At 53.1% G+C, this 19,961-nt stretch carries 20 protein-coding genes; 13 read left to right on the forward strand and 7 right to left on the reverse strand.

All coding sequences use genetic code 11. The annotated features are described in order from the left end of the window. The first annotated feature begins 47 nt into the window (after positions 1-47). The gene (locus RGU75_RS16055; protein WP_322237653.1) at positions 48-941 is read left to right on the forward strand and encodes a haloacid dehalogenase type II; all 894 of its coding nucleotides are present in this window, start codon (positions 48-50) and stop codon (positions 939-941) included. A 477-nt stretch (positions 942-1,418) separates the two neighbouring features. Here the strand turns inward: RGU75_RS16055 and istB are convergent, their stop codons facing one another. From istB to RGU75_RS16075, 4 genes are all read right to left on the reverse strand, one after another. Beyond that, complete coding sequence (gene istB, locus RGU75_RS16060; RefSeq protein WP_322232626.1) at positions 1,419-2,189, reverse strand: IS21-like element helper ATPase IstB; 771 nt, start codon at positions 2,187-2,189, stop codon at positions 1,419-1,421. An 11-nt stretch (positions 2,190-2,200) separates the two neighbouring features. Then, complete coding sequence (gene istA, locus RGU75_RS16065; RefSeq protein WP_322240175.1) at positions 2,201-3,724, reverse strand: IS21 family transposase; 1,524 nt, start codon at positions 3,722-3,724, stop codon at positions 2,201-2,203. 187 nt (positions 3,725-3,911) lie between these two features. Then, a complete protein-coding gene (locus tag RGU75_RS16070) occupies positions 3,912-5,153 on the reverse strand; it encodes an MFS transporter (RefSeq protein WP_322237656.1) in 1,242 nt (413 codons plus the stop codon). Between the two features lie 106 nt (positions 5,154-5,259). Next, positions 5,260-6,249, reverse strand: coding sequence for a quinone oxidoreductase (locus RGU75_RS16075; protein WP_322237659.1), 990 nt, complete (start codon positions 6,247-6,249; stop codon positions 5,260-5,262). A gap of 208 nt (positions 6,250-6,457) precedes the next feature. Here RGU75_RS16075 and RGU75_RS16080 point away from each other — a divergent pair, with 208 nt between their 5' ends. Continuing rightward, positions 6,458-7,336, forward strand: a complete 879-nt coding sequence (locus RGU75_RS16080; protein ID WP_322237661.1) for a LysR family transcriptional regulator — start codon at positions 6,458-6,460, stop codon at positions 7,334-7,336. Between the two features lie 100 nt (positions 7,337-7,436). Here RGU75_RS16080 and RGU75_RS16085 read toward each other — a convergent pair whose 3' ends face one another. Beyond that, positions 7,437-8,366, reverse strand: coding sequence for a LysR family transcriptional regulator (locus RGU75_RS16085; protein WP_322237664.1), 930 nt, complete (start codon positions 8,364-8,366; stop codon positions 7,437-7,439). 147 nt (positions 8,367-8,513) lie between these two features. On the opposite strand from RGU75_RS16085, the gene RGU75_RS16090 reads away from it, so the two are divergent. Beyond that, positions 8,514-9,218 (forward strand): SDR family NAD(P)-dependent oxidoreductase, encoded by a 705-nt coding sequence (locus RGU75_RS16090; protein WP_322237667.1) that lies wholly within the window; start codon positions 8,514-8,516, stop codon positions 9,216-9,218. Positions 9,219-9,376: 158 nt separating this feature from the next. On the opposite strand, the gene RGU75_RS16095 is transcribed toward RGU75_RS16090, so the two are convergent. Further along, a complete protein-coding gene (locus tag RGU75_RS16095; RefSeq protein ID WP_322237670.1) occupies positions 9,377-9,988 on the reverse strand; it encodes an NAD(P)H-dependent oxidoreductase in 612 nt (203 codons plus the stop codon). A 355-nt stretch (positions 9,989-10,343) separates the two neighbouring features. Between RGU75_RS16095 and RGU75_RS16100 the strand changes: the two genes are divergently transcribed. From RGU75_RS16100 to RGU75_RS16145, 10 genes are all read left to right on the forward strand, one after another. Then, positions 10,344-10,712: a DUF4286 family protein gene (locus RGU75_RS16100; RefSeq protein ID WP_322237673.1), complete on the forward strand. Its 369-nt coding sequence runs from the start codon at positions 10,344-10,346 to the stop codon at positions 10,710-10,712. A 177-nt stretch (positions 10,713-10,889) separates the two neighbouring features. Continuing rightward, positions 10,890-12,146, forward strand: coding sequence for an LLM class flavin-dependent oxidoreductase (locus tag RGU75_RS16105; protein WP_322237675.1), 1,257 nt, complete (start codon positions 10,890-10,892; stop codon positions 12,144-12,146). Continuing rightward, a complete protein-coding gene (locus RGU75_RS16110; RefSeq protein WP_322237679.1) occupies positions 12,143-12,925 on the forward strand; it encodes an alpha/beta hydrolase in 783 nt (260 codons plus the stop codon). The genes RGU75_RS16105 and RGU75_RS16110 overlap by 4 nt, the downstream gene beginning before the upstream one ends. A 1-nt stretch (position 12,926) precedes the next feature. Next, positions 12,927-13,679: an ABC transporter ATP-binding protein gene (locus RGU75_RS16115; protein ID WP_322237681.1), complete on the forward strand. Its 753-nt coding sequence runs from the start codon at positions 12,927-12,929 to the stop codon at positions 13,677-13,679. Next, positions 13,672-14,379, forward strand: coding sequence for an ABC transporter ATP-binding protein (locus tag RGU75_RS16120; protein WP_322237684.1), 708 nt, complete (start codon positions 13,672-13,674; stop codon positions 14,377-14,379). Before RGU75_RS16115 ends, RGU75_RS16120 begins: the two co-directional genes overlap by 8 nt. A gap of 21 nt (positions 14,380-14,400) precedes the next feature. Next, on the forward strand, positions 14,401-15,288 hold the full coding sequence (locus tag RGU75_RS16125; protein ID WP_322237687.1) for a branched-chain amino acid ABC transporter permease: 888 nt from the start codon (positions 14,401-14,403) through the stop codon (positions 15,286-15,288). 1 nt (position 15,289) lies between these two features. After that, positions 15,290-16,282: a branched-chain amino acid ABC transporter permease gene (locus RGU75_RS16130; RefSeq protein ID WP_322237690.1), complete on the forward strand. Its 993-nt coding sequence runs from the start codon at positions 15,290-15,292 to the stop codon at positions 16,280-16,282. 145 nt (positions 16,283-16,427) lie between these two features. Further along, complete coding sequence (locus RGU75_RS16135) at positions 16,428-18,074, forward strand: AMP-binding protein (RefSeq protein ID WP_322237693.1); 1,647 nt, start codon at positions 16,428-16,430, stop codon at positions 18,072-18,074. Between the two features lie 13 nt (positions 18,075-18,087). After that, complete coding sequence (locus RGU75_RS16140; protein ID WP_322237696.1) at positions 18,088-18,855, forward strand: SDR family NAD(P)-dependent oxidoreductase; 768 nt, start codon at positions 18,088-18,090, stop codon at positions 18,853-18,855. Between the two features lie 71 nt (positions 18,856-18,926). Beyond that, on the forward strand, positions 18,927-19,610 hold the full coding sequence (locus tag RGU75_RS16145; protein WP_322237698.1) for an SDR family oxidoreductase: 684 nt from the start codon (positions 18,927-18,929) through the stop codon (positions 19,608-19,610). Positions 19,611-19,660: 50 nt separating this feature from the next. On the opposite strand, the gene RGU75_RS16150 is transcribed toward RGU75_RS16145, so the two are convergent. Further along, positions 19,661-19,891 carry a hypothetical protein gene (locus RGU75_RS16150; RefSeq protein WP_322237701.1) on the reverse strand — a complete coding sequence of 77 codons (231 nt, stop codon included), beginning with the start codon at positions 19,889-19,891 and terminating at the stop codon, positions 19,661-19,663. Between the last annotated feature and the right edge of the window lie 70 nt (positions 19,892-19,961).

Consider the following 19,961-nt stretch of genomic DNA (forward strand, 5'->3'; position numbering starts at 1 on the left):
GACCGATCAACGAGGCTGACAAAAATTTAAATTGATAGGGAAATATCTTGGATTTCAACCACTTTCCAAATACTGGTTTGGTACTCGCAGAGCGCCGAAGATTCTTGACTGGTGCGAGTGCCGCAGCGATCTTGCAAATGACAGGGATATCGCTGTCACAGGCTGCCAATCATACGCCTGGTCCAGTGGCTACCGTGCGCACTGACTTCGTAGCTTATTCGAAGCTTGATTCTTCGAAAATCAAAGCCTTGACTTTCGATATGCAAGGTTCCTTACTCGACTTCTATTCCACGATTGCAGAGGAAGGAAAGCGATTCACAGACTCGCGCGGCATCATGGCGGACTGGACGACAATCTCAGACCAGTGGCGCAGCGACTATCGCAAGCAGCTTGATCAAGTCATTGCTGGATCAATTAGCTGGCGTTCGACGGATCTCATCTATCGTAATGCGCTTGATAATGTGCTTGCGGGCTATGATTGGGGCCGCTTGCTGTCAACCAACGACCGCGACGATTTGAGCTCGGTTTGGTCCAGACTAAGACCATGGGCCGATACCCGTCCGGGCCTCGAACGATTGCGTAAGAAATATAAGCTGTCGACCTTGTCTAACGGTTCGATGGCTTCCGTCGTCAATATAGTGAAGCGCTATGATTTGCCATTTGATTGCGTGCTTACCGCAGAATTAGTAAAGTCGTCGAAACCTGACCCGAAGGTCTATGCGCTTGCCCAGAACTCGTTGGGCTTACGGCCAGAGGAGATACTCATGGTCGCTTGTCATAAGTACGATCTTGCGGCAGCGAAGAAAGCCGGTTTTCACGTTGCATTTATCCCCCGTCCGTTGGAGTTCGGTCCCAATGGCAAGGTAGATACAACAGAAGAAAGCTATTTCGACGTGATGGCGCCTGACCTAGTACAGCTTGCAAAATTACTTGCTGCTTGATTGATTGCAAAATTGGAGAGCGGTCAAAACCGGAGGCAACCAGGCCGGGTGTTCGTTTGTGATATGGGAAAAATTTGCGCGAAGAACTTCTCCTGCAGCTGATTGGCGTTCCGTTACTTGGTCGGCAGTCTACGCCGATATCACACTGCTTTTTGAATTGCCAAACGGGTGACAGGGAATTGCCGCGCATGGGTGTGCGCGGCAATTTGCTTAACGATTTCTACGTCTTTAAACAGCCTCCGCCGATAACGGTCATTACTTCCCGAGTGCAGCTTTAGTGAGCCTGGGGAACGCGCGGTCCACTTTCTGTTTGGGCTGACATTGGGTGGTTTCGGTACAAGGCAAATGTCGCTACCAATCCCACAAGGGCTGCAACGCTCAACCATGCGTATTCTGGTCAACGTGACCGCTCATTCTGGCCGATCGTGACCGCTGCGCCTGCGATGTTGTTACGCGGTTAAATTGTAATGTCTGCGGTCACGATGGGTCGATAGTTTTCTCCTTTTTGCTGGTTTTAGGTCGTTCTGCGCCACGCAGTGAATCGCCGGTCAGTGTCAGCCGATGATTGCGCTGCAGAATGCGGTCCAGGATGGCGTCGGCAATAGTGGCGTCGCCAATCCAGGCATGCCAATGGTCAACAGGAAGTTGACTGGTAATAATCGTCGCTCTGTTTGCCGCCCGGTCGTCAATCATCTCCAGCAAGTCGGAACGGGTCGTGCTGTCGATCGCGCCCATGCCCCAGTCATCAAGTACCAAGACATCGATCTTGGCGAGTTGGAGCAGCCATTTCCCAAAGCTGCCGCTGCCGTGCCGGATGCGTAGTTCTTCCTGTAGACGGGGTACGCGTTGATAAACAGCAGAGTATCCGCGCCGACAGGCGTACTGTGCCAGTGCGCAGGCCAGCCACGATTTGCCAGCACCGGTCGGTCCGGTAATGAGAATGCTGTGGCCAGCACTGACCCAATCTCCCAGCGCCAGACTCATCACTTCACGGCGGTCGATGCCACGCCCCGAGCGGGCATCAATGTCTTCAATCGCCGCTTGTGCGTATTTCAGGTGGGCGTTCTTAAGCAGGCGCAGGAGCTTGCGGTCATTGCGGCAATGGACTTCGCGATCAACCAAGAGTGCCAGACGTTCCTCGAAACTCATCGCCGCCATACTGGCCTGCGTCAATTGTTCCTCCAGTCCGGTCGCTAAGCCATCGAGTTTTAAGGTCCGCAATTGGGCCAGAGTGGTATGCATCATCATCGTTGACATCCTCATTGATAGTAATCAGGGCCACGCACATGGGCATGGTCAGGACTGACCCAATCGCCAACTGGGGCACACGGTGTGCGATCACGGTTATTTTTGAGAATGTCACGGACGTGGCGGTATTGGCAGGCACCGAGCTGTAAGGCCAGCATGCATCCTGCTTCAAGACGTGGCTTGCCGTAGCGCTTGGCCAATGACAGCAGACCAAGACAGGCACGGTAGCCGTGCTCGGGATGTCTGTTCTCGGCCATCAGACGCGTCACCGCCTCCGCTGTCGCCGTACCGATGGTCTGTCCCCAGTGAATCAGTCGCTGTGGCGTCCATTCCAATTGCGCACGATGCGCCACCGGCATATGCAGGGTGTCGGTGGTGAACCCGCCTTCGCCACTGTTGCGCGGATGACTGGCGACACGTTGACCGCGATGCAGGATTTCCACTGTCGTCGCTGTCATCCGGGCTTCCAGCACCTGACCGACCAGGGCTTGCGGCACACTGTAGTGATGGCGGCCGATCTCAACGTGGTAATCGTTATGCACCCTGACAGTCTTGAAATGCGCCATCTCATAACATTGCAATGGCAAAGGCCGTAGCGCCGGGACATCGAGTTGGGCAAACGCACTGGCGCGACTACCGGGTAGCTTCTGAAACGGCTTATCGTTAAGTACGCTCAGCAGCGGTGCGATGGCGACATCGACCTCGTGGACGCTGCTAAATTGCTGATGTCGCAGACGCGCCATGATCCAGCGCTCGACGATCTGCACTGCTGATTCGGCCTTCGCTTTATCCTGAGGATGACGCGGACGGGCTGGCAAGATGGAGGTGCCGTAGTGGCGCGCAAAATCGCGTACGGTGTCGTTACTGCGTGGTTCGTAGCGATTGGCGTCGGCGATCATAGCCTTCGGATTATCGGGAACAATCAACTGCGGTACCCCGCCGAAGAAGCGCAGCGCACGCGCTGTCGAAGTGAGCCAGTCGGCCATCGTCTCACGCGGCGTAGCACAGGCATAGGTGTAGCTCGATGCGCCCAGAGCAGCGACGAAGATGTGGGCACGGCTACCATCAGTGAGACCGATAGTCGGACCAGCATAATCAATGAACAGTTTCTCGCCAGCCCGGTGAATCTGGCGCATAGAGCGTTTGAGCTGTTTGGCAAACTGCCGGTAATTCACGCAGAACTGTGAGTAGGCATAGGTCTGGTGCTGGGCATAATCGGCACGATACTCTTCCCATAGCAACATCAGCGTCATCCCCTTGCGCCGCAGTTCGTGATGCAGCCTGGCGTAATCTGGCTGGACATGGTCTCGGGTCCGTTCTGGCGTGACCAAAAGCCGGTGCGCCAACTCGGTGTCGTCTACATCTTGCACCGCCGACCAGTCCAAACCGGCAACGGCGGCCAGGCCGACATACTTGGTGACGACTCCTTTTGAAATCCCCAGTGCTGCGGCAATCTGCTGGTGCGATAGTTTGGCATCCAGTTTTAAACGTAATACGTCTTTTATCTTACGCATAGTGATCCTTTGTACGGGCACGTTGTCTCCAGACAAACTGGAAGCGTACCCGTTCGGTTGCTCTATGCGTAACATCATCACGGTGCTGTACGACACCATTCCGGTATCGTGACCGATGATTCTGCTATCGTGACCGCCGATTCTGGTCGGGCTTGAAATCGGTCACGATAGACCGGAATGAGCGGTCACGATGCGCCAGAATGGTCGGTCACGATAGACCAGAATCGGTGGTCACGATCGGCCAGAATACCCACAACCAGATGCCGGGGGCTGCGCGGTTATCGAGAGCGTGGATCAAGTAAGTGCAGACTACTGGCGTAAAGCCGCCAAATGTGGCCGTCGCCAAACTATAGGCGAGTGAAAACCCGGTAGTACGAACGGCGACTGGCATCACCTCCGTCAACGCCACGACCATGGCGCCATTGTATGTGCCGTACAAGAACGATAACCATAGCTCGACCTCCAGTAACCGCTCAAAACTCGGATGAGATGCCAGCCACGCCAGGGATGGATAGGCCGTCGCAATGGCCAGTACCGTCGAAAAAATGAGCAAAGGCTTGCGCCCGATACGATCAGAGAGCGCCCCCATAACTGGAAGCCAGATGAAGTTTGAAATACCGACCAGCATCGTCACAAGGAAGCTGTCGAAATTGGATAGATGCAGCTCGGTCTTGGCGAACGTCGGCGTGTAGGCGGTGATAAGATAAAAAGATACTGTGGTCATGACGACCAGGCCAGCACCCGCGACCACGACCCGCATATTACCCCATATGGAATGCAATACTTCTTTGATATCGGGGTGGTGCGTACGCGCTGCAAATTCAGGTGTTTCCGTGAGAGAGCGGCGAATGAAAAAAATCGCCGGCACGATCAGGCAGCCGAACAGGAAGGGCAAGCGCCATCCCCATTGGTGCAACGCCTCATTGTCAAGCAGCGTCGACAGCCCAATGCCCATTGCTCCTGCCACGATGACGGCGACTTGCTGACTTGCGGATTGCCAGCTTACAAAGAAACCTTTGCGATTTGCCGGGGCAATTTCGGAAAGATAGACCGACACCCCGCCAAGTTCAGCACCGGCGGAGAAGCCCTGCAACAGGCGCCCTACTAAAACCATGATCGGCGCAGCAACGCCAATTTGAGCGTAACCCGGCACGAAGGCAATGAGGACGGTCCCTACCGCCATGAGGCCCAGCGTGATGATCAATCCTTTTCGTCGCCCATGTTGGTCAATGTAAGCGCCAAGAACAATGGCGCCAATCGGTCGCATCAAAAAACCTGCGCCAAAGGTGGCAAGTGACAACATCAAGGATGCGAATGCATTACTACTCGGGAAAAATGTATGAGCGATTGACGAGGCATAGAAGCCGTAAATCATGAAGTCGAACATTTCCAGAAAATTACCGCTGACCACACGGAACACCATTCTGCCCCTGCCTTGGGTTGATTTCATATCTATCTCCAAAAGTGTATTTGTTATTAAGGCCGGTATCCGGCTCTTTTAATTCGACCCAACGGGCTGATGACGAATCACTGCGTCGTGCCAATGCGGATGGGGTTTAGATGTGCAGAATGGGCTTGCCGACTTGCTCTCGTCTTTCGATACGAGCGTGTGCCTGTTCTACGTTATCGAGTGAGTACTCACCTTCGATGTCTATCTTCAGGGAACCATTAATGAGTGCAGTGAAAACAGCATCTGCTCGGCGCTGCACCATTTGCCGATTTACCATGTGATCCGCGAGACGCGGACGGGTCAGGAAAAGTGAGCCGGCCTCACCCAGTTCGATGGGGTCCAGGTCGGTGAGGGAGCCGGATACATTGCCATAGTTAACGATCAAGCCGTGTTTTTTGCAGGCGCGGAAGCTATCGCGCAAGGTTGCCTTGCCGACCGAGTCAAACACCACGTCTACACCGTTGCCGCCGGTAGCTTCGCGAACTTGTTCAGCGACGCCGCCTTGCGAATAGTCAAAGGCGTGGTCGGCACCGCGCCTGATTGCTGTTACGCGTTTTTCAGCCGTGCCAGCGGTGACTAATACCGTTGCGCCCCGCAGTTTTGCCATTTGCACCAGCAACTGACCGATGCTGCCCGCCGCGGCATGGATCAAGCACGTGCTACCGGGTTTGAGTCGCGCCACGTCTTCAATAAGGTAATGTGCCGTGGAGCCTTGGAAGATCGACGCTGCGGCCAGTTCATAACTGATATTGTCGGGAAGTTTGACGACCAGAGCCGCTGGTACCGAGATGTATTCAGCGTAGCTGCCCCAGGCGATGCACCAGGCGACGCGATCGCCGATAGAAAAATCCTTAATATCGTCGCCAAAAGCCACCACTTGACCGCTACCCTCCATGCCTAGCGTGCAAGGCAACCGCACCTTATAGGTCTGCGAGTTAACGTATTTCCCCTGGCGCGTATGCACATCCATAAAATTGATACCGGCGCATGCCACCTTGATCAGCACATGGCCTGCTTGCACGTCGGGGATCGGTACATCATTACGTTTTTGCAATACTTCAGGCCCACCGTATTGTTCGATGGTGATGGCTCTCATTGGATGGTTTCCTCTTCAGATGATGTGGTATCGGGTTGCCAGCGAAGCAAAAAGAACGTTGTTCTCTCCTGCTAAATTGTCTGATTGGCAATGGCGGCGAGTGCTCGCTAAAATTTTTCTGTTTCACTCTTCTTGTAGGCATGATAAAACAGTCGTGTTTGTTTGAAAATTCCCGATTTGCTAACCTATTCTGTGAATATATTTACCGATGTTCGACTGGCAAGATCTTTATGTTTTTACGGTTTTAGCGCGCACGGAGTCGCTTTCCGCTGCTGCAAGGGAGCTCGGCATTGAGCATGCGACGGTGGGTCGACGCCTGGAGTCGCTGGAAAAGGCATTGGGCTTGCGGCTTGTCGACAAACTGCCGCGCAGTCGTCCTCTTACGCAGGACGGGCGGGCCATCGCAACCTTGGCGCAGAATATGACGCAGGTAGCCGGATTGATTGAACAGCGCGCCCGCCCGGCCTTGATAGGGTTGGCCGGTTCGGTGCGAGTGAGCGCGCCGCCGTCGCTTTCGCGCGCCTGCATTGTTCCGCGTATCGCGGCACTGAGAGCCAGCCATCCCCAGCTCCGCCTGATCTTGCAACCATCCACTACCTTGGCCGCCTTGGGCAGCGGAGAAGCCGATATCGCGATTCGCACGGTGCGCCCGGAGGATGGTGATTTAGTCCGTAAAAAGGTCGGCGAGGTGCATTTTGGGCTTTACGGCACGCGCGAATTCAGTCGGCGGCCGGCCGAGCAATGGACGTTCATTTCCTACGACGAGTCACTCGATCATCTGCCACAGCAAATATGGCTACATCAGGTCAGGGCAGGGCGTCCGATCGCCTTCTTCGCGAGCGACTTGATGTCGCAGCAAATGGCGGCCAGGGATCATGTCGGGGCGGTGGTGTTGCCCACCATGGTCGGCGAGGACGACCCGGAACTGGTGCCGCTGCCCACCCCGGAGACGGCCCCCGCACGCGATATCTGGATCATTGTTTATCCCGATGTCCGGCGCAGTCCGCTGGTGGAAGTGGTGATGGATTTTCTGGTGGATTGCATCGCGCGTGAACCCAGGCTAGCAATGTCTGTGCGTCCGAAATGAACGCTTCCCCGGCGTCGTGCTCTTTTCAGATAAATGTTTTAAAGACCGAGTGGGCGATCTTTTTTCCTTTATGGAAATGCCTGTAACTGGCTGGTTAAAATCATGCAAGCTGCCGACATACCGTCAGCACCAATTGGCGTAGCCAACGATGAGCAAGATCGACTTCTAACCGAGGATGCCACATCTGCGACACAGTAATTTTTTCAGTCCGTACGGGAAGCGCGAAAATGAAGGGGGCGCTCGATAGCGACAATTCTTGATGCACAGACTGACTGCGCATAAAAGATTCCGGAACGAGAGCTATTAAGTCAGAGGCTCGCGCCACCGCCAGTGCAGCAGGAAAGCTGGGTACAACGGCGACGATCATTCGCTTCAATCCCAAAGCAGCCAACGCTTCATCAACAGGTCCGTTTCCATTGGTGCGCCCGTGGCGCGAAGCAACAACGTGGCCGAAGTCCGTGTACCGTTTTGCGCTTACCTTGCGATCCGATTCAAGCGGATGGCCTCGCCTGACAACGCCAACAAAGCTATCGCGAAAGAGCGCCTGCACACGCACTTCCGGCCCCATTTCACTCAAGACGCCTATCTCAAGATCTGCCGAACCATCTCGCAAATGTGCTGCCGTCTTCTCAGGTTTGGGAGCAAAGCGCAAACGCACCAGCGGTGCCGCGGCAGTAACTGCGGTGATCAGTGGCGCGCCAAAGGCTTCTACAAAGCCGTCGTTGGCTCGGATCGTAAAGGTTCGCTGTAATGTCGCGAAATTCGACTCCGTTATTAAAGGGTGCAGTACCGAACGCGCCTCATGCACCGCATCCTGCGTGCGTTGACGAAGCGCCTCTGCGTGAGGCGTCAACACCATACGGCGTCCCGCACGAACCAATAAAGGGTCGCCGATTGTCTCGCGTAAGCGGGTCAAGGTTCGACTCATTGCCGAGGCGCTCAACTCCAGTCGACGCGCAGCGCCAGCCACGCTACCTTCGGCAAGCAATACATCGAGCGCAATGAGTAGGTTCAAGTCGGGTTCGGACATGTGTGATCGTAGCACGAACCGATCAGATAGGGCGTTTGGTGCAGTTTATAAGTGCAAACGCTGCGTCTTCCGCCTTATCTTCCGCGTCGCTATAGTGCAATAAGCGACTCAGCTTTCCATTCGAATTTCATCAACCAGGAGCCATCCATGCACCACGTATATCAGCAGAAAACCGTCCTTCTCATCGGCGCATCGCGCGGCCTCGGCTTCGCCATGGTGGAGGAATACCTCAAGCGGGGCTGGCAAGTTATCGCCACAGGACGAGAGGGTTCAACAAACAAACTGCGTCAACTCGCCCTCGCCCACCACGGGGCACTCGAAGTTGAATCAGTCGATATCACCATTCCCGCGCAGGTCGCGGCGTTACGGGTTCGTCTTGAAGTGCGACGTATTGATATGCTATTCGTTTGTGCTGGCGTCAAAAACGACGATAGCGAAACGATTGCGGATGTTTCGATTGAGGAATTTATTCGCGTGATGGTGACGAACTCCTTGTGCCCGATGAGAGTAATCGAGACGTTTCAGACGCTCGTGTCGCCAACCGGAACGATAGGAATAATGTCTTCCGGGCAAGGCAGTCTGACCAACAACACGAACGGAAATTATGAGGTCTACCGGGGCAGCAAGGCGGCACTCAATATGTTCATGCGTAGTTTTGCTGCGCGCCACCGAAACGACACAAGAACCTTGCTGCTGATGGCGCCTGGCTGGGTAAGGACGGACATGGGCGGTCCGGAAGCGCGCCTGAGCATAGAAGAAAGCATTCCGAACCTGCTGAACACGATTGAGACATACGAAGGGCGTTCAGGACTACATTACCTCGACTATCTCGGGAAAGTAGTTCCCTGGTGAATAGCCGCGAATGGCCGATCATAGGCAAGTCTGCACGCCTGAATTGAACCATCGTTTATGGCTGCGTCATTAATAGTATTGAACGCTCCATTGACCGTTCAATGCGCTACGGCTACCGTCATAGCGTATTGATTTGGTCTGTCTTGGAGTGTTGATAATTAAGCAGTGATTGCCATTGATCGCAAAGAAAAATCGATCACTTGACGACCCACCATATCGAGTTGCTGGGCAACGTTTTCAAGCAAACACTCACCGGAAGGACCGAATACGGGCATAGCTGAATTGATCGTCACACCGAGTGGCGTCGGCCATCCGCGCAATGCATGCACGACCGAGCGCAGCGCCATTAACGATGTGGTGGTCGCTTGCCATCCAGCGGCAGTGACAATACAGCCCACTGCGCGTCCCTCAAAATAAGGTTTTGGGTCGCTTCGCATATCTTCCGTGTAATCAAGCGCATTCTTCACCAGGCCGGACATACTGCCGTGGTAGCCCGGTGAAGCAATAATGATCCCGTCGGCGCGGCGCAGCAAGGCCACCAGCCGTTGCGCATTTGGCGTCCGCTCCACTAAATCTGGCGCATACATCGGCAGAATCAGATCTTCCGCCCCCAGCATGACCGTCTCGGCCCCATATCCCTCGGCCGCGGCTAACGCGATGCGTAGCGCTTTTTCTGTGGAGGAGTTGGCGCGTGTCGTTCCGCCCAGACCCACGATGAAAGGCCGGTTCGGCAAAGGCTCGCGGCTGAGGTTGCTATTTATTGCATTCATGTCTATTCCCCTGCTTAAGATAAAAATCTCGTAATGTTTTCGCGTGGCTGTTCAAGGGTGAACGGTCGACACCATCATCACCGAACAACAGGCTCAGAATCAATCGGCGGCTGTATTTCGACGCTAATATCCTGCATCTGATAATTGATAAAATCGCATCGCTCTACAATCCTCCACAATATTCCATTTCTACTCATGCTTGATGCACTGACATGAGGCGCATCATTTTCATGGATGCTTTATTTCATACGTAATAAACAAGAAGCAAACAAGAAGCGTCGAAGGCTTTCAATAAGTTGATAGTAAATTGGGCGTGTCAGCTCAGTGGGAGCTATTCATACGGAAGCACCAACACATGACCAAGTTTATTTCCATATCGCTCACAAACGCCGCTGAGGGTCGCGATGATGACTACAACGCCTGGTGCAACAATCAACATATTGGCGATGTATTAGCCGTTCCGGGGATCAAAGCGGCGCAACGCTTCCGACTTTCCGATCAAATTTCCGCGAAGTTGGGATTCCGTTATTTGTCTCTGTATGAAATGGAAGCAGACCAAATCAGCGATGTGCATGCCGCCATAGCGGCCAGAGCCGGAACAGCACTGATGCCCCGCACCGATTCCTCGTCACCAGGTCGCCTTTTTTTAGAGTTGGAGCCACTTTCTGCGCGCATTACGGCTGAGGAATCGGCAGCCACGCGTGGCAGCTTATTACTGGATTAGTGCGATTAAAAAGGGATAAGGAGCGGTAAATATCTATAAAGAGCGCCGCCTTTCCAGCCACACATACCCAATCCATCACCCGATTTATCACACTTGTAATGATCGCTCAGGCTATCAAAAGTTGATTGCTTCCAACAGTCCGGAATATTTAAAATAAGTTTTTCTCAGGAGATAAACATGCGATTCCTCTGGTTTCATTTGATGCCTTACAAAGATTTACCCGAGAACTTTAAAGAAGATCATAAGAGCATTTGGGTCGATGTCGATCCGAAGTTGGGTGATCCGATGAAGATGCATGATAACTACAACGAATACATGGACGAGCTTGAGTTCGCTGCTGAGTGCGGATTCGATGCCATCTGCGTCAATGAGCATCACGGCAACGCTTACGGCATGATGCCTTCACCCAATTTGATCGCCAGCGCGCTGGCACGTCGTACCCAGCATACCGATGCCGCTATCTGCGTGATGGGTGCATCGCTGGCGCTTTACAATCCACCAACGCGTGTGGCTGAAGAATTTGCAATGATTGACGCCATTTCGGGCGGTCGTCTGATTGCAGGGTTTCCGGTCGGAACGCCGATGGATACCACCTACGTCTATGGCACCAACCCAAGCACGTTGCGCCAACGGTATTACGAAGCACACGACCTGGTCATTCAGGCATGGACAAGGGACGAGCCGTTCAGCTTCAACGGACGCTTCAATCAACAGCGCTATGTTAATTGCTGGCCCCGTCCGATCCAGCGGCCGCATCCTCCGGTATGGGTTCCCGGTGGCGGCTCGGTAGAAACATGGCAGTGGTGCGGTGAAAAAGATTATGTCTATTCATACGTTTCTTATTATGGCCACGTTGCCGCAGAAGCCACGATGAACGGCTATTGGGCTGAAATGGCCCGACAGAAAGTCGACCGGAATCCGTTCCGCGTTGGATTCCTGCAATTTATCGGTGTCGCTGAGAACATGGAAGAAGCGGTAAAGCTTTACCGTGAACCAGCCGAATTCTTCTATACCAACTGCTTGCATGTGGACCCGCGCTGGGTATCGCCGCCAGGTTACGTTACCGAAGCCACGCAGCGCATGAAGATGACATCTCAGGTACAAGCTGCTGCAGATCGCAGTGAAATATTGGGCTCGTTGTCCGAAGATTTTGCAGGGATATTAAAAAGTGGCTACGTCATCATCGGTTCCCCTGATGAAGTGGCAGCGCAACTACGTGAAGTAGCGATCAAGTTCAACGTCGGCAATTTATTGACGCTGCTCCAGTTTGGCAACATGAGTCGGGAAACCACCATGTACAACACCAAACTGTTTGCCGAAAAAGTGATTCCGCAACTGAAGGATTTGTTTGAAGATGAATGGGATCACCATTGGTGGCCGGAACCAGCCGATAAATCGCTACGGGCTTTGCCACGCAAGCAGGAGGAAGTATGAGCGCGCTGACCGTCAGGACCGTAGACGTTAATGGTCGTTCCTGCCGCATCTGGGAGCAAGGTAGTGGCCCAAGAGTGTATTGGTTAGCTTCCAGTCCTATGCTGATGAGGCAGACCGCGTTTCATGAAGCCATGGCAGCGGGAGTCACACTGGTTACCTGCGGTTTACCCGGCTTCCCTGGCAGCGAAGGGCACGACATTCTGGACAGCCATCTTGACTGGTGCCTAGCCACGCGTGACCTGTTGCAGGCTGCTGGATTTCAGCCGGGCGACACGCTGATGGGATCGACTACGGCAGGTGCTTTGGCAGCCGATGCGGCAGCGCTGTGGCCAGAGTTGATCGGCAAACTTATACTGATAGCGCCGTTTGGGCTATGGGATGACGATGCCCCAAGTACCGATATGTTTGCGGTGACATCGAAAAATGCGCCAGCCCTGTTTTGCGAAAATCCGGAACGGTTCCTCGCTCAGGTTGCGACGCCTAAAGATGCAGAACCTGTTCTCTGGTCGATTGTCGTTAATCGTGGCAACGAGTCTGCAGCACGCTTCTTGTGGCCCTTCGGTGATACGCGTCTGAGTAAACGACTGCACCGCATTAGCGCACCGACCTTATTGCTATGGGGCGCAAAAGACAAGGTCATACCGACCAGTTATGCAACTACATTTGCCGAAGGTATCACGGGGCCAGCTTCCATCAAGCTCATCCCAAATGCAGGGCATCTGGCCGAACTGGATGAACCGGCAGCGGTGGTAGACGCCATATTCGGATTTGTTGGCTGAGATGTCCGACGTTATCCTGGAAACATCTGGATTGAGCCGCGTTTTTGGCGGCTTTTTCGCAGTCAATGGCGTGGATATTAAAGTCCGCGAAGGAACGATCCACGCCTTGATTGGCCCCAATGGCGCGGGCAAAACAACATGTTTTAATTTGCTGAGTAAGTTTCTGCAGCCGACCGATGGCAGTATTCATCTGGCGGGGCAGGATATTACCAACATGAAGCCAGCGGCTGTCGCGCGCCTTGGTATGGTGCGTAGTTTTCAGATATCGGCGACATTTTCCAGCATGTCCGTGCTGGAGAATGTACGTCTGGCATTGCAGCGTAAACGCGGGGGAAGCTACGATTTTTGGCGTGGTGAAAAAATACTGTGTGAAATGAATGCGCAGGCACGCGGCCTGTTAGAGGATGTAGGACTTGCTGACTATGAAGACACGGCGGCAGGTTTACTCCCGTATGGACACAAGCGCGCCCTTGAAATCGCCACCACGCTTGCTCTTGATCCCAAAGTCATGCTGCTTGATGAACCAACGGCTGGTATGACGCATGAAGATGTGGATCGTGTTGTTGCGCTGATTCGGCGCATCCGAAAGGGTCGCACGCTCCTGATCGTGGAACATAACCTTTCTGTGGTGGAAGGATTGTGCGACGCGGTGACGGTATTGACCAGAGGCAGCATTCTGACCGAAGGCGATTATGCCAGTGTGTCCAAACATCCCGACGTCATTGCCGCTTATCTGGGAACAGCCCATGGGTGAGAATACTTTACTAAAGATAGAAAACCTCCAGGCATGGTACGGGGAAAGCCATATTCTTCACGGCGTCAATCTTGACGTGAAGGAGGGTGAAGTCGTGACGTTATTGGGGCGCAATGGCGCGGGTAAAACCACCACAATGAAATCTATCATGGGCCTGATGGCGCACCGCACCGGCAGTATCAGGATGCGTGACGTGGAAACGATTGCTTGCTTACCAGAACAGGTCGCCCGCACCGGTATCGCACTCTGTCCTGAAGAGCGCGGTATCTTTGCCTCGCTAACGGTGACCGAAAATTTGCTCTTGCCACCAGTCATTTCGCCGGGTGGCATGAGCGTGGAAGCCTTGTACACGCTGTTTCCAAACCTAAAGGAACGCGGCAGCAGTCAAGGCACCATGCTCTCCGGCGGTGAACAGCAGATGTTGGCTATCGCGCGTATTCTGCGCACCGGAGCACGGTTACTGCTACTGGATGAACCGACCGAAGGTTTGGCGCCCGTCATTGTTCAGCAGATTGGACATATGATCCAAAAAATTAAAAATCTTGGTTTTACTGTTTTGCTGGTTGAACAAAATTTTCATTTTGCATCGACCGTCGCAGACCGTCATTACGTCATGGAGCATGGAAAAATTATCGATTTGATTCCCAATGCTGCACTGGCCTCAAATATGGATAAATTGCACCGGTATCTGGGCGTCTGACAAACTAAAGGATCTGAATTCATGTTCACACTGTTTGGAATGCCGGGCCAGTTGTTGCTCGGTCAGCTGCTGCTTGGCCTGATCAATGGCGCTTTCTACGCGTTGTTATCACTCGGTCTGGCCGTTATATTCGGCATGCTGCACATCATCAATTTTGCTCATGGCGCGCTGTATATGATGGGCGCTTTTGTTGCGTGGTTTTTGCTGGAAAAGCTCGGCCTCGGCTATTGGTGGGCGTTGGTACTGGCACCGGGTACGGTTGCCATATTCGCTTATTTTCTCGAAAAGTCGGTTATCAGACGCCTGTACGGGATTGATCCGATGTACGGCTTGATTTTGACTTACGGACTATCGTTGATCATTCAGGGCCTGTTTCGCAATGCGTTTGGTGATACCGGTTTGCCTTACAGTTTGCCGACCACCTTGCAGGGAGCGATGGATGTCGGCTTCATGCTCATCCCGCTCTATCGGATTTGGGTCGTGATCGCTGCGCTGGTTACCTGTTTTGCCACCTGGTATTTAATTGAAAAAACAGCGCTTGGATCACGCTTGCGCGCTGCCACCGAAAATGCCTCGTTAGTACGATCTTTTGGTCTCAATGTACCGCGCATGATTACCCTGACTTATATGGGCGGCGCGGCGCTTGCCGCATTTGCCGGTGTCCTGGCGGCTCCCATCTATTCGGTTAATCCAAACATGGGCGAGAACTTCATGATTACGGTATTCGCCATCGTCGTGATTGGTGGAATGGGCTCCATTCTCGGTTCGATCGTCGCTAGTATCGGCCTAGGTATTCTGGAGGGCATCATGAAAGTGTTCTATCCGGAAGCGTCCGTGATTGTTATTTTTGTCGCCATGATTATCATTTTATTGACCCGGCCAGCCGGCCTGTTCGGAAAGCAGACCTAATATGGATTCCGTCACATCGCCATCGATTGCGCCAGCAGCGCAAGCTCCTCGACAATTCCGCTTGCTCTCTTTTTCTCCTGCGCAGAGCATCGCCTTTGTGTTGATGCTAGCCGTCATTCTGTTAGCGCCGACGGTAGGATATCCAATCTTTTTGATGAAGATTTTATGCCTCGCGCTCTTTGCCTGCTCATTTAATCTACTGGGAGGTTATGGCGGTTTGATTTCATTTGGGCACGCAGCTTACTTCGGGCTTGGCGCCTACATTACGGCATGGGTCGCCAAAAATTGGGGTGTGTCGCCCGAAGTGGCAATTCTGTTAGGCGGTCTTACCGCAGGAGGAGTCGGCACGTTATTTGGCTGGGTGGCGATTCGTCGCCCCGGCATGTTCTTTCCGATGATTACGCTGGCAGTCGGACAAATGGTGTATTTCTTCTGTTTGCAGGCACCTTTTACCAATGGCGAAGATGGTATCCAGAAAGTGCCACGCGGCGCACTATTTGGACTGTTTCCTCTGGATAATAACCTGGTGTTGTACTGGGTAATCGCAGCAATCTTTCTGGCTGGCTTTTTATTGATGCATCGTGTGGTGCATTCTCCGTTTGGACAGGTGTTGAAATCGATTCGCGATAACGAACCACGTGCCATCTCGCTTGGCTATGAAACCGCGCATTACAAGCTCATTACCACCATGCTGGCAACCACCATCGCGGGTATCGCTGGCGGTAGCAAGGCGATTGTCTTCGGCATTGCAACGCTGGCTGATGTCGGGTTTGCCACCTCGGGCGAGGCGCTTCTGATGACCTTGGTCGGTGGACTTGGCACTATTTTTGGACCAGTTGTTGGCGCAACAATAGTGGCCTCGATGGAGAATTTTCTTTCACCGTTTGGCGCGTGGGTGACCGTCGCCCAAGGGGTTATTTTCGTCGTATGCGTGTTGATGTTTCGTAGTGGCCTGATTGGCGAGCTGGGTAAGAAGCTAAAAATATCACTCTGATAGGTGAGGTTACGAGCGGCGTCATCACCTTAATGCGTCCGCATCATCTTGTGACATCGATGCTGCGACACTTTTTTTAAATATTGGATCTGCGTGTAAGCGGCCCCAGAAATAACTGATATCAGATCTGTTAATTAAGGAACCTATGAATTGGAATATGGGCGATATGTTGGATGCGGTGGCCGCAGTTGTTCCCAAAGATCGGCCTGCCATTATTCAAGGCGATACAGCGATCTCGTGGCAAGAATTCGATGAGCGTAGCAATCGCATGGCACGTGCAATGATCGACGCAGGGTTAACACCCGGTGATCGGGTTGCATTCATCTCCCGTAACCATCCAGCATATTTGGAAGGCTTGGCAGCGTGCTTAAAGGCGCGTCTGGTACATGTCAATATTAATTACCGCTATCGGACGGATGAAACAGCGTATGTCTTCACCGATTGCAATGTACGTGCGGTGATTTATCAGAAAGAATTTGTCTCCTTGATCGCTGAGTTGCGGAACAGCTTTCCTGCTATTTTGCTGTGGATCTGTATCGATGGCGAAAGCAACGTCACGCCTGGCGTACATTTCGAGAAGTTGGCCGAACAGGGAGATCCTGCCCCGCTGGGGATTGAGCGCTCAAGTGATGATGCATTTCTGCTGTACACGGGCGGCACAACAGGCATGCCAAAAGGGGTTATCTGGCCTTCAGGTAATTATCGCGAATGCCAGCTTGAGTCGCCTCTGATAAAAAATCGGCCACGTAATCTGGCCGAGCATATCGAACTGGTCCGAACAAATGACAGCCCGGGCCGCGTCATACCGGCCTGTCCTTTGATGCACGGCGCTGGCATGAGTAGTTCATTGGCAGAGTTGTTGTCGGGTGGGACGGTCATTTTGCTATCGGCAAGTGGATTTGATACTGATGAATTATGGCAAGCAGTTGCCCGTCATAAGGCAACAAGAATTTTAATCGTTGGCGATGTTTTCGCTCGCCCGATGCTACGTGCGCTTGATGCGCTGGACGCAAATCACAAAAAAATTGATCTTGACAGCCTTCGGGTGATCAGCTCCGCTGGGTTGATCTGGAGTCAAGAGATCAAACAAGGGCTATTGCATCATTTACCTCTGGTTTCTATGGTGGATATCTTCGGCGCTTCGGAAGCGTCCGGATTGGGCTATTCGGTGACAACGGTGAATGCGACTGTGCCGACAGGCCGTTTTGTTCCTGCATCAACGACGGTATTAATTGACGAACACGGAGCCCTTCTTCCATCCGGAAAAGTAGGCGAGGGATATATCGCCCGCTCAGAGCCACTTCCGCTCGGCTATTTCGGCGATGCAAAAAAGACAGCGGAGGTTTTTCGTATCATCGACGGCAAGCGCTATGCGGTTCCTGGCGACTGGGCGCGACTGGATGAAGAAGGATTTATGCAAGTCATCGGGCGCGGGAATTTGGTGATTAATACCGGCGGTGAAAAAGTATTTGTGGAAGAGGTTGAAGAAGCTTTGAAGTTACACCCTAGCATCGACGACGCGTTGGTAGTCGGCATCCCGGATGAGCGATGGGGCAATATTGTTGCGGCGCTGGTATGCATTAAGCCTGGCATGACCTTTGGCAAAACAGCGGACTTTACCGAGGTACGCCAAGCAATGGCCACAAAGTTAGCGGGATACAAAATACCGAAAGTGTTGTTTGACGTAACCGAGATGCCGCGTAGTCCCGCTGGCAAGCCTAACTATAAAGTCGCACGTGAATTGGCGGCTGCACGCTTGGCGCAATCGCTGCCAAAGCTGAAGCAACTTTAGGCAACCGCAGACTATGCCAACCATCTACAGAACGGAAATACCTGTCGACGCCGTAAAACCAGCGGCGCTCGTCACCGGCGCGGCACGCGGAATCGGTTTGGCGATTGCGACCCAACTGGCGCAGGATGGCTTTAAAACTATTCTCACAGATATTGACCATGAAGAAGTACAAGCGGCATCGCAAAAGTTACAGGAAATGGGACTAGACGTGGCCGGGCATGTTCTTGATGTACGCGATCGCGCGGCGGTCAGTCGCCTATTCGATACCGTTGACGGGTTAACTGTTGTAGTCAACAACGCCGCCATTAGTGCCAAACTGAAACCCTACCACGCGCTCGAAATGCAAGCATTTTTGGCAATCTTCAGCATCAACGTTCAGGGCTGTTTTATCGTCGCGCAAGAAGGTGCCAAGCGGATGAAGGCAGGCGGAAGAATCATCAACATTGCCTCGCGTGGCTATTTGGGTGGCGCAGGTTTATCGCATTACGTCGCCAGTAAAGCAGCGGTCGTTGGTCTGACGCGTGCTATGGCGATCGAACTCCGCTGGGAAAATATAACGGTCAATGCCATTGCACCAGGCATGGTCGATACCCGCATGATGGATGACTACACCGCAGAAATACGGCGCACCCTAGAAAGCAGAGAGCCGAGTGGCGGCCCAGCCAATCCCGCAGAAATCGCCCAAGCCGTCGCATTTCTGGCTTCTGAAAAGGGGCGTTTTATCAATGGTCAGGTCTTGATGGTCGACGGCGGTAAATCGCTAGGTATGCCACCTCTTTAGTAGGATTCGGTAGGGGGTTGTTCAGTACGGTGTATTCAAACCAGGTTGTTCACCATAAACAGAGAGATAGCATGTTGCCAGCAACACCGACCAAAAATGCCATCGTAATCGGAGTCGCCGCCGCGTTCGGTCAGGAGATTATCCTCCGGCTGGCAGAAGACGGCTACAACGTCAGCGCAGTGGACAAAGATACCAGTTCACTGACTTCATCCGGTAAGTGCATTAATTTGATCAACATAGAAAGAACCGATCAGCCCAAATTAGCCGCACTTTTTGCAGCACTTAAACAGATTGATCTACTGGTGATCAACGTTCCGCTAACGCTTGCCGACACGCGTTTCGTTGATATAACGGATGATCAGTTTGCGGCCGCGATGCACTATTTTTTCTTCGACGTAGTAGCCGCCAATCAAATCGCCTATCCCTATTTGGTGAATGGCGCCCGTATCGTCCATGTATCGTCAAAAGGCTTTTTAGGCGCATGGGGCGGCGCGCACACCATCGCTGCAAGTGCCGCATTAGTCGCCTACACCAGATCCCTATCACTCGAACTGACCGAGCGCGACATCACAGTCAACACAGTCGCACCGGACTTCGTCGGCAGTAAATGGGATCAAACCAACGCACGCACCAAAGTCGCCAACGCAGTAGCATTTTTTGCAGCCCCGAACAACGGCGTCAGTGGTGAGACATTGCTGGTAGATGATGGTCGAAGTTTAAGGATGACCGAAAGTCGACGTCGAACCCCGTATTGATTGGTTCCGGTATCGTAGAAACTTAAACTGAATTACGTCTAATATAAAGGCTATTGTAGTTGCAGGCGCAGCCACAGTTGACGTTGCCTTTGACCTTGCAGGCGCAGCCACAGTTGACGTTGCAGTTGACCTTGCAGGCGCAGCCACCTTTGACGTTGCCTTTGACCTTGCAGGCGCAGCCACCTTTGACGTTGCAGTTGTTTTTGAAGCGGCACTTGACCTACCCCGTCATTGGCGCTGCCAAGTGTTTTAGCCATCAGGCGGGAATTGTGGGGAAACATGTTTGAGCGAAGCGAGTTCGTTTCTCCACCCGACTGATGGTTAAAACGCTTGGGGACCCGCAGGGCAGCG

The organism is Glaciimonas sp. CA11.2, assembly GCF_034314045.1.
Classification (GTDB): domain Bacteria; phylum Pseudomonadota; class Gammaproteobacteria; order Burkholderiales; family Burkholderiaceae_D; genus Glaciimonas.

Excerpts from the sequence above, each read along its gene's own strand:
- istB (WP_322232626.1), bottom strand. The coding sequence starts at position 2,189 with ATGATGATGCATACCACTCTGGCCCAATTGCGGACCTTAAAACTCGAT.
- RGU75_RS16070 (WP_322237656.1), bottom strand. The coding sequence starts at position 5,153 with ATGAAATCAACCCAAGGCAGGGGCAGAATGGTGTTCCGTGTGGTCAGC.
- RGU75_RS16075 (WP_322237659.1), bottom strand. The coding sequence starts at position 6,249 with ATGAGAGCCATCACCATCGAACAATACGGTGGGCCTGAAGTATTGCAA.
- RGU75_RS16080 (WP_322237661.1), top strand. The coding sequence starts at position 6,458 with ATGTTCGACTGGCAAGATCTTTATGTTTTTACGGTTTTAGCGCGCACG.
- RGU75_RS16085 (WP_322237664.1), bottom strand. The coding sequence starts at position 8,366 with ATGTCCGAACCCGACTTGAACCTACTCATTGCGCTCGATGTATTGCTT.
- RGU75_RS16090 (WP_322237667.1), top strand. The coding sequence starts at position 8,514 with ATGCACCACGTATATCAGCAGAAAACCGTCCTTCTCATCGGCGCATCG.
- RGU75_RS16095 (WP_322237670.1), bottom strand. The coding sequence starts at position 9,988 with ATGAATGCAATAAATAGCAACCTCAGCCGCGAGCCTTTGCCGAACCGG.
- RGU75_RS16100 (WP_322237673.1), top strand. The coding sequence starts at position 10,344 with ATGACCAAGTTTATTTCCATATCGCTCACAAACGCCGCTGAGGGTCGC.
- RGU75_RS16105 (WP_322237675.1), top strand. The coding sequence starts at position 10,890 with ATGCGATTCCTCTGGTTTCATTTGATGCCTTACAAAGATTTACCCGAG.
- RGU75_RS16110 (WP_322237679.1), top strand. The coding sequence starts at position 12,143 with ATGAGCGCGCTGACCGTCAGGACCGTAGACGTTAATGGTCGTTCCTGC.
- RGU75_RS16115 (WP_322237681.1), top strand. The coding sequence starts at position 12,927 with ATGTCCGACGTTATCCTGGAAACATCTGGATTGAGCCGCGTTTTTGGC.
- RGU75_RS16120 (WP_322237684.1), top strand. The coding sequence starts at position 13,672 with ATGGGTGAGAATACTTTACTAAAGATAGAAAACCTCCAGGCATGGTAC.
- RGU75_RS16125 (WP_322237687.1), top strand. The coding sequence starts at position 14,401 with ATGTTCACACTGTTTGGAATGCCGGGCCAGTTGTTGCTCGGTCAGCTG.
- RGU75_RS16130 (WP_322237690.1), top strand. The coding sequence starts at position 15,290 with ATGGATTCCGTCACATCGCCATCGATTGCGCCAGCAGCGCAAGCTCCT.
- RGU75_RS16135 (WP_322237693.1), top strand. The coding sequence starts at position 16,428 with ATGAATTGGAATATGGGCGATATGTTGGATGCGGTGGCCGCAGTTGTT.
- RGU75_RS16140 (WP_322237696.1), top strand. The coding sequence starts at position 18,088 with ATGCCAACCATCTACAGAACGGAAATACCTGTCGACGCCGTAAAACCA.
- RGU75_RS16145 (WP_322237698.1), top strand. The coding sequence starts at position 18,927 with ATGTTGCCAGCAACACCGACCAAAAATGCCATCGTAATCGGAGTCGCC.
- RGU75_RS16150 (WP_322237701.1), bottom strand. The coding sequence starts at position 19,891 with ATGTTTCCCCACAATTCCCGCCTGATGGCTAAAACACTTGGCAGCGCC.